The sequence below is a fragment of the Streptomyces aureus genome, from assembly GCF_001418135.1.
In the GTDB taxonomy this organism is placed as follows: Bacteria; Actinomycetota; Actinomycetes; order Streptomycetales; family Streptomycetaceae; genus Streptomyces; species Streptomyces aureus_A.
In genome coordinates this window covers 1-7,942 of sequence record NZ_LIPQ01000550.1, presented here as the reverse complement: position 1 = coordinate 7,942, position 7,942 = coordinate 1, and the positions used below count along the sequence as shown (strand labels likewise).

The following is a 7,942-nucleotide window of genomic DNA, read 5'->3' as shown; positions in this document are numbered from 1 at the left end:
CACTCACCCTCTCACCGGCACCGAACGGGTGCCGGTGAGGGGTGAGTGGGGTGTGGACCCGATGAGCGACGCCGCGACCGCGACGACCGACCAACTCGACAAGTACCGCCGGGAGCTGACCGGTTACTGCTATCGGATGCTCGGATCCTCCTTCGAGGCGGAGGACGCGGTGCAGGACACCATGATGCGGGCCTGGAAGGCCATCGACTCCTTCGAGGGGCGCTCCTCACTGCGGTCCTGGCTCTACCGGATCGCCACCAACGTCTGTCTGGACGCGCTGAACGCGGGCAACCGGAGGGCACGGCCGATGGACCTGACCTCGCCGACGCCGGTCGCGCAGGCGCAGCTCGTCAAGCAGCCGGAGGTCACCTGGCTGGAGCCCGTTCCCGACGGGCGGGTGCTGCCCTCGGTCGCCGACCCGGCTGAGACGGCCGTCTCCCGGGAGACCGTACGGCTCGCGTTCGTGGCCGCGCTCCAGCATCTGCCGCCCAAGCAGCGGGCGGTGCTCATCCTGCGCGAGGTGCTCGCCTGGAAGGCGAGCGAGGTCGCCGAGCTCCTCGACACCTCCGTCGCCTCGGTCAACAGCGCCCTGCAGCGGGCCCGCGCGACGCTGGCAGAGCAGGCGCCGGCCGCCTCCGACAGCGCGAACCCCCTCGACGAGGAGCAGAAGGCGCTCCTGGAGCGCTACGTCGCCGCCTTCGAGGGCTACGACATGAAGGCGCTGACCGCGCTCCTCCACGAGGACGCGACCATGTCCATGCCGCCGTACGACCTCTGGCTCCAGGGGCACGACGACATCGTCGGCTGGATGCTGGGCGTCGGCGAGGTGTGCGCCGGCTCGAAGCTGGTGCCGACCGTGGCGAACGGCTCCCCGGCCTTCGCCCAGTACCACCCGGACCCGTCGACGGGCGGTTTCAGCCCGTGGGCACTCATCGTGCTGGAGCTCCGCGACGGCAAGGTCGCCGGGATGGACTTCTTCCTGGACACCGACCGCTGGTTCCCGCTCTTCGACCTGCCGGCCCGGCTGGAGGCCTAGGTCGGCAGCGTCCCGTCGAGACCGGTGAGCAGGAGCAGGGCCCGCAGGTCGGGCCCCGCTCCGTGGAACCGGATCCTGTGCCCGCTGCGTCCGGCGGCGAGTTTCAGCCGGGCGAGGGCGTCGACGGCGGCGAGGTCGGCGGCCGCGAGCGCGCCGACCTCGCAGACCACGTCCCCGGGCGGCGCGGCCCCGAGCACGGCACAGAGACGTGCCACCTCGTCCCCGGTGGGGCGGGCGGTCAGGGTCACGACGAGCGGTCGACTGGTGTCCACACGGCTTGAGACCGGCTCCCGGAACAGAACTCATCGGTGCGCACTGCGGCCTTAGGGTCTGGATCATGACTCTCGAACCCGCCGAACTGGTGATCTTCGACTGCGACGGTGTCCTGGTGGACAGCGAGCGCATCTACTGCCGCGTGGACCGGGAGGTGTTCGCGACCCTCGGAGCGGAGTTCACCGAGGCGGAGATCGTCGAGTACTTCGTCGGCTCCTCGCACGACATGCTCACCGCGATCGTGGAGGAGCGCCGGGGCCGGCCGCTGGAGCCCGACTGGCAGGCGCCCTTCAAGCAGCGGTACGAGGACGCCCTGGACGCGGAACTGACGGCCGTGGAGGGCGTCACGGACGTGCTGGACACGCTGGCCGTCCCGTACTGCCTCGCCTCCAACGGCAGCCACGCCGCCATCCGGAGGAACCTCGGCCGCGCGGGCCTCCTGGACCGCTTCGAGGGCCGCATGTTCAGCGCCCGCGACGTCGCCCGCGGCAAGCCGGCCCCGGACCTCTTCCTCCACGCGGCCGCGACGATGGGCGTCCCGCCGGAGCGCTGCGCGGTGGTCGAGGACAGCCCGTACGGCGTCCGGGCGGCCCGTGCGGCCGGCATGCGCGCCTTCGGCTACACCGGCGGCCTGACCCCGGCGGCCCGCCTCACGGGCCCGGGCACGGTGGTCTTCGAGGACATGCGGGAGCTGAGGGGGCTGCTGGGAGCGGGGCTCGGCTGACGGGGAACTCCGCGGTGTCGAGAGCGAGGCCGAAGGGGGCGGGGGGGGTGGATCTCCTCCCCCAACGGCACGGCACGGAGGACGCGGTAGACGTCCCCCCTCGGCTCCCCGTAGAGGGTCACGGTGAGGCCGCCGGGCGCGTACGCGCCGATCGGCAGGTACAGCGGGACTCCCTGGTCACCGACCCCAGCATGCCGAACGGGACCGGCGGGGGTCCACCGGTCCCGTTCACCCGAAGGCGTCATAGGCACATGCCCACAGCTGACCTCAGGCGATGCGGTCCAGGACGATCGGGTTCGGGGTGAAGGCCGTGCCCGCGGGGGCGATGTCCCAGGCACCGGTCAGGGAGCCCAGGGCGTAGTCGAACTTCTCCGGGGTGTCCGTGTGGAGGGTGACGAGGGGCTGGCCCGCCGTCACCGTGTCGCCCGGCTTGGCGTGGATCTCGACGCCCGCGCCGGCCTGCACCGGGTCCTCCTTGCGGGCGCGGCCCGCACCCAGGCGCCAGGCGGCGATGCCGATGTCGTAGGCGTCGAGGCGGGTCAGGACGCCGGACGACGGGGCCGTGACGACGTGCTGCTCGCGGGCGACCGGGAGGGCCGCGTCCGGGTCGCCGCCCTGGGCCGCGATCATCCGGCGCCAGTGGTCCATCGCCGAGCCGTCGGCCAGCGCCTTCGCCGGGTCGGCGTCCTTGATGCCGGCCGCGTCGAGCATCTCGCGGGCCAGCGCGATCGTCAGCTCGACGACGTCCGCCGGGCCGCCGCCGGCGAGGACCTCGACCGACTCACGGACTTCGAGGGCGTTGCCTGCGGTGAGGCCGAGCGGGGTGGACATGTCGGTGAGCAGCGCGACCGTCTTCACGCCGCTGTCGGTGCCGAGGCCGACCATCGTGGAGGCCAGCTCACGGGCGTCCTCGATGTTCTTCATGAAGGCGCCGGTGCCGACCTTGACGTCGAGGACCAGGGAGCCGGTGCCCTCGGCGATCTTCTTCGACATGATCGAGGAGGCGATGAGGGGGATCGCCTCCACCGTGCCCGTGACGTCGCGGAGCGCGTACAGCTTCTTGTCCGCCGGGGCCAGCCCGTCGCCCGCCGCGCAGATGACCGCGCCGGTGGTGTCGAGGACGTGCAGCATCTCCTCGTTGGAGAGCAGCGCGCGCCAGCCCGGGATGGACTCCAGCTTGTCGAGCGTGCCACCGGTGTGGCCGAGGCCGCGGCCGGAGAGCTGCGGGACGGCCGCGCCGCAGGCGGCGACGAGGGGGGCGAGCGGGAGGGTGATCTTGTCGCCGACGCCGCCGGTGGAGTGCTTGTCGGCGGTCGGGCGCGAGAGGGAGGAGAACTCCATGCGCTCGCCGCTCGCGATCATCGCCGCCGTCCAGCGGGCGATCTCCGCGCGGTTCATGCCGTTCAGCAGGATGGCCATGGCCAGGGCGGACATCTGCTCGTCGGCGACCGCACCGCGGGTGTAGGCGTCGATGACCCAGTCGATCTGCTCCGGGCTCAGCTCGCCCTTGTCCCGCTTCGTGCGGATGACGGAGATGACGTCCATGGTGGTGCCTCTTTCTACGCGCATAGAGGGGGAAAGGAGGAGCGGCCCTTCCCATCGTGCCGGAAGGGCCGCTCCGAGGTTTACTTCGCGAGGTGGTCCGGGCCGAATGCCTGCGGCAGCATCTCGGCGAGCGTCAGGAACCCGGCGGGCGTCTCCAGTACGAGCTCGGGACCCCCGAACTCGTACAGCAGCTGCCGGCAGCGGCCGCACGGCACCAGGCACTCGCCGTGGGCGTCCACGCACACGAAGTGCGTGAGGCGCCCGCCGCCGGTCGCGTGGAGCTCGGAGACCAGCCCGCACTCGGCGCACAGGCCGAGGCCGTACGAGGCGTTCTCCACGTTGCAGCCGGAGACCGTCCGCCCGTCCTCGACGCGGGCCGCCGCACCGACCGGGAAGCCCGAGTACGGGGCGTAAGCACGGGCCATCGCCTCGCGCGCCGTGACCCGCAGGGCCTCCCAGTCGGCCTCGGAGAGGGCGGCCGTCACTTGCCCTGGCCCTTGCGGTACGGCAGGCCGTCCGCCTTCGGCATGCGCAGGCGCTGCGCCGACAGGGCGAGCACGAGCAGGGTGGTGATGTACGGGGCCGCGTCGACGAACTGGCTCGGGACCTCGTCGGTCAGCGCGTACCAGAGGAAGAAGCCGCCGGAGAAGGCCGCGGAGATCACGCCGGCCACGTACTTCTTCTTGTACAGCTGCCACAGCGCGGCGATCAGCAGGAGCACGGCGACGAGGAGCAGCAGCGCGTGGACGTTCTCGGCGCCGCCGCGGAGCTTGAGGCTGTCGGTGAAGCCGAAGAGGCCCGCGCCGAGCGCCATGCCGCCGGGCATCCAGTTACCGAAGATCATCGCGGCGAGACCGATGTAGCCGCGGCCGCCGGTCTGGCCCTCCTGGTAGATGCCGGTGGCGACGATCGCGAGGAACGCGCCGCCGAGGCCGGCCAGGGCGCCGGAGGTCGTGACGGCGATGTACTTGTACTTGTAGACGTTCACACCGAGGGACTCGGCCGCGACCGGGTTCTCACCGCAGGAGCGCAGCCGCAGGCCGAAGGCCGTGCGCCACAGCAGCCACCAGGTGGCCGGGACCAGCAGCAGGGCGACGAGCGTCAGCAGGGACAGGTTCGTGACCAGGCCGCCGAGGATGCCCGCCAGGTCCGAGATGAAGAACCAGTGCTTGGCCTGGAGATCCGCCAGCCAGTCGGAGAGCCCTGGGATCGTGATCTGGGTGATCTGGTCGATGCGCGGGGACTGCTTGGAGGAGCCGCCCTCCGCCTCGGCGAACGTGAAGTTCGACAGGTACTGGGTGAAGCCGACCGCGAGGATGTTGATCGCCACACCGGAGACGATGTGGTTCACGTTGAACGTGACGGTGATGATCGCGTGCAGCAGACCGCCGAGCGCGCCGCCGAGGAGACCGAAGAGGACACCCACCCAGGGGCCCCACTGGTATCCGGCCCAGGCACCGAACCAGGTGCCGAGCACCATCATGCCTTCGAGACCGATGTTGACGACGCCCGCGCGCTCGGCCCACAGACCGCCGAGACCGGCGAGGCCGATCGGCACGGCGAGCTGGAGCGCACCGGACACCTGACCCACCGAGGTGAGGTCGTTGGCCCCGGAGACGGCCCGGACGAGGGAGAAGAGCAGGAGACCGGCCGCGACGATCAGCAGGATCCACGGCCAGGTGAGCTTGCGGCGTCCGCCGCCCTTGGGCGCGGCGCTCGGCTTGGAAACGGTGCTGGTGGTCACGCCGCCACCTCCTTGTCGGTCTTGATGGCGCCGCCGGCGGCGAGTTCCTCGCCGACCTTCTGCTGCTGGCGGCGGAGGCCGTAACGGCGGACGAGCTCGTACGAGACGACGACCGCGATCACGATGATGCCCTGCATGATCTTGGTGATCTCCTTCGGGTACCCGTACACGTCGAGGTTGCTGGACGCCTTGTCCAGGAACGCGAAGAGCAGGGCCGCGAAGAGGATGCCGACCGGGTGGTTCCGGCCGAGCAGGGCGATGGTGATGGCGGTGAAGCCGACACCGACGGGGAAGTCGAGGCTGTACGTGTGGGACTCGCCGAGCAGCGTCGGCATGCCGGAGAGACCGGCCAGCGCGCCCGAGAGCAGCATCGCGGTGAGGACCATCTTCTTGGCGTCGACGCCGCTGGCCTGGGCGGCGGACTCGCTGGCGCCGGTGGCGCGCAGGTCGAAGCCGAACCGGGTGCGGTTGAGGACGAACCAGTAGACGACGCCCAGGGCGAGCGCGACGAAGGTGAAGCCGTAGATGACTCCGTTGCCCTCGCCCATGTCGATGCCCGGGAACCAGCCGGACTCGGAGATCTCACCGGTGGTGAGGTTGTTCGAGCCCTCGGGCTGGACGCCGAAGTTCTTCGGCAGGATCAGCCAGGCCACCAGCGAGGTCGCGATGGCGTTCAGCATGATCGTCGAGACGACCTCCGAGACACCGCGGGTGGTCTTCAGGATGCCGGCGATGCCGGCCCAGAAGGCGCCGGTGAGCATCGCGACGATCACGATCACCAGGATGTGCAGCGGGCCGGGCAGCTCGATCGAGGCACCGACGAGGGCCGAGACCATCGCCGCGAGCCGGTACTGCCCGTCGACACCGATGTTGAACAGGTTCATCCGGAAGCCGATGGCCACGGCCAGGGCTGCCAGATAGTAGATCCCGGTCTGGTTGACGATCAGGACCTGGATGTCGGCGAAGCCGGCGTTGTCGATCATCAGCCGGATGGGCTCGATCGGGTCGAGGCCCGTCGCGAGCAGCACCAGCACGGTGAGCACGAACGAGGTGACCAGGGCGAGCACCGGTCCCGCCGCGCCCAGGATCAGCTTGTCCTTGTCGAACTTCATCATCGGGCGTCACCGTCTTCGGGCTGCTCTGCGCCTTCGAGCTGGCCGCTGGCCGCGCCGGTCATGGCGGAGCCGAGCTGCTCGGGCGTGATGGTGGCGGGGTCGGCGTCCGCGACGAGCTTGCCGCGGTACATGACCCGGAGGGTGTCGGAGAGACCGATCAGCTCGTCGAGGTCGGCGGAGATCAGCAGCACCGCCAGGCCCTCGCGGCGCGCGTCCCGGATCGCGTCCCAGATCTGCGCCTGCGCGCCGACGTCCACACCGCGGGTGGGGTGGGCGGCGATCAGGAACTTGGGGCTGTGGCTCATCTCGCGGCCGACGATCAGCTTCTGCTGGTTGCCGCCGGAGAGGGAGGCCGCGGTGACGTCGATGCCGGGGGTGCGCACGTCGTACTCGCGGACGATCCGCTCGGTGTCCTTGCGGGCCGCCTTCGGGTCGAGGACGCCGCGCTTGGAGTTGGGCGCCTCGGTGACGTGACCGAGGATGCGGTTCTCCCAGAGGGGGGCCTCCAGGAGCAGGCCGTGGCGGTGCCGGTCCTCGGGGATGTAGCCGATGCCGCCCTCGCGGCGCCTGCGCACGGAGACCTTGGAGATGTCCTGGCCGTCGAGCGAGATGACGCCCGCGTCGGGGGTGGACATGCCCATGAGGGCCTCGATGAGCTCGGTCTGGCCGTTGCCCTCGACACCGGCGATCCCGAGGATCTCGCCCTTGTGGATCGTGAGGGAGATGTCGTCCAGGAGCTTGCGGCCGCCCACGGCCTCCTCGTGGACGGTGGCCGCGCTCGACGGGTCGGCCGGGGCGGCGGTGGTCAGCGGCGTGGCCGCGACTCCGCTCTCGCTCAGCGTCAGGTTCTCGACCTTGAGCATCGGTACCTCGGTGACCGTGGACTCACGGGTCTCCGGGGAGGGCAGCTCGCTGCCGACCATCAGCTCGGCGAGCTGCTTGGTCGTGGCGGTCTTCGGGTCGGCGGTGCCGACCGTGGTGCCCCGGCGGATGACCGTGATGTCGTCCGCGACCTTCAGGACCTCGCCCAGCTTGTGCGAGATGAAGATGACGGTCAGGCCCTCGGCCTTGAGCTCGCGCAGGTTGTCGAAGAGCGCGTCGACCTCCTGCGGGACGAGCACGGCGGTCGGCTCGTCGAGGATGAGGATCTTGGCACCGCGGAAGAGGACCTTGAGGATCTCCACGCGCTGCCGGTCGGCGACGCCGAGGTCCTCGACCAGTGCGTCCGGTCGGACCCCGAGGCCGTACGCGTCGGAGATCTCCAGGATCTTCTTCCGCGCCTTGGCGCCGATGCCGTAGAGCTTCTCGCCGCCGAGGACGACGTTCTCCAGGACGGTGAGGTTGTCGGCGAGCATGAAGTGCTGGTGCACCATGCCGATGCCGCGCGCGATGGCGTCACCGGGGCTGGAGAAGGTGACCTGCTCGCCGTCGACGGCGATGGTGCCCTCGTCCGGCTTCTGCATGCCGTAGAGGATCTTCATGAGGGTCGACTTGCCGGCGCCGTT

General features: G+C 70.6%; 8 protein-coding genes. 2 read left to right on the top strand and 6 right to left on the bottom strand.

Translation table 11 applies throughout. The features are described from left to right. Positions 1 to 61: 61 nt before the first annotated feature. Positions 62 to 1,036, top strand: a complete 975-nt coding sequence (locus tag AOK00_RS33690; RefSeq protein WP_055603942.1) for a sigma-70 family RNA polymerase sigma factor — start codon at positions 62 to 64, stop codon at positions 1,034 to 1,036. On the opposite strand, the gene AOK00_RS33685 is transcribed toward AOK00_RS33690, so the two are convergent. Continuing rightward, positions 1,033 to 1,308 (bottom strand): STAS domain-containing protein, encoded by a 276-nt coding sequence (locus AOK00_RS33685; RefSeq protein ID WP_055603940.1) that lies wholly within the window; start codon positions 1,306 to 1,308, stop codon positions 1,033 to 1,035. The two genes, AOK00_RS33690 and AOK00_RS33685, sit on opposite strands and share 4 nt — an antisense overlap. A gap of 65 nt (positions 1,309 to 1,373) precedes the next feature. Here AOK00_RS33685 and AOK00_RS33680 point away from each other — a divergent pair, with 65 nt between their 5' ends. After that, the gene (locus AOK00_RS33680; protein ID WP_079042334.1) at positions 1,374 to 2,033 is read left to right on the top strand and encodes an HAD family hydrolase; all 660 of its coding nucleotides are present in this window, start codon (positions 1,374 to 1,376) and stop codon (positions 2,031 to 2,033) included. Positions 2,034 to 2,300: 267 nt separating this feature from the next. Here the strand turns inward: AOK00_RS33680 and AOK00_RS33675 are convergent, their stop codons facing one another. From AOK00_RS33675 to AOK00_RS33655, 5 genes are all read right to left on the bottom strand, one after another. Continuing rightward, positions 2,301 to 3,578 (bottom strand): thymidine phosphorylase, encoded by a 1,278-nt coding sequence (locus AOK00_RS33675; RefSeq protein ID WP_055603939.1) that lies wholly within the window; start codon positions 3,576 to 3,578, stop codon positions 2,301 to 2,303. A gap of 80 nt (positions 3,579 to 3,658) precedes the next feature. Next, positions 3,659 to 4,063 (bottom strand): cytidine deaminase, encoded by a 405-nt coding sequence (locus AOK00_RS33670; protein WP_055603938.1) that lies wholly within the window; start codon positions 4,061 to 4,063, stop codon positions 3,659 to 3,661. Then, a complete protein-coding gene (locus tag AOK00_RS33665) occupies positions 4,060 to 5,322 on the bottom strand; it encodes an ABC transporter permease (RefSeq protein WP_055603937.1) in 1,263 nt (420 codons plus the stop codon). The genes AOK00_RS33670 and AOK00_RS33665 overlap by 4 nt, the downstream gene beginning before the upstream one ends. Beyond that, positions 5,319 to 6,437 carry an ABC transporter permease gene (locus AOK00_RS33660; RefSeq protein ID WP_055603936.1) on the bottom strand — a complete coding sequence of 373 codons (1,119 nt, stop codon included), beginning with the start codon at positions 6,435 to 6,437 and terminating at the stop codon, positions 5,319 to 5,321. The genes AOK00_RS33665 and AOK00_RS33660 overlap by 4 nt, the downstream gene beginning before the upstream one ends. Further along, positions 6,434 to 7,942, bottom strand: a 1,509-nt coding sequence (locus AOK00_RS33655) for an ABC transporter ATP-binding protein (RefSeq protein ID WP_055603935.1), incomplete at its 5' end; no start/stop codon positions are given. The genes AOK00_RS33655 and AOK00_RS33660, both read right to left, overlap by 4 nt.

Excerpts from the sequence above, each read along its gene's own strand:
- AOK00_RS33690 (WP_055603942.1), top strand. The coding sequence starts at position 62 with ATGAGCGACGCCGCGACCGCGACGACCGACCAACTCGACAAGTACCGC.
- AOK00_RS33680 (WP_079042334.1), top strand. The coding sequence starts at position 1,374 with ATGACTCTCGAACCCGCCGAACTGGTGATCTTCGACTGCGACGGTGTC.
- AOK00_RS33675 (WP_055603939.1), bottom strand. The coding sequence starts at position 3,578 with ATGGACGTCATCTCCGTCATCCGCACGAAGCGGGACAAGGGCGAGCTG.
- AOK00_RS33660 (WP_055603936.1), bottom strand. The coding sequence starts at position 6,437 with ATGATGAAGTTCGACAAGGACAAGCTGATCCTGGGCGCGGCGGGACCG.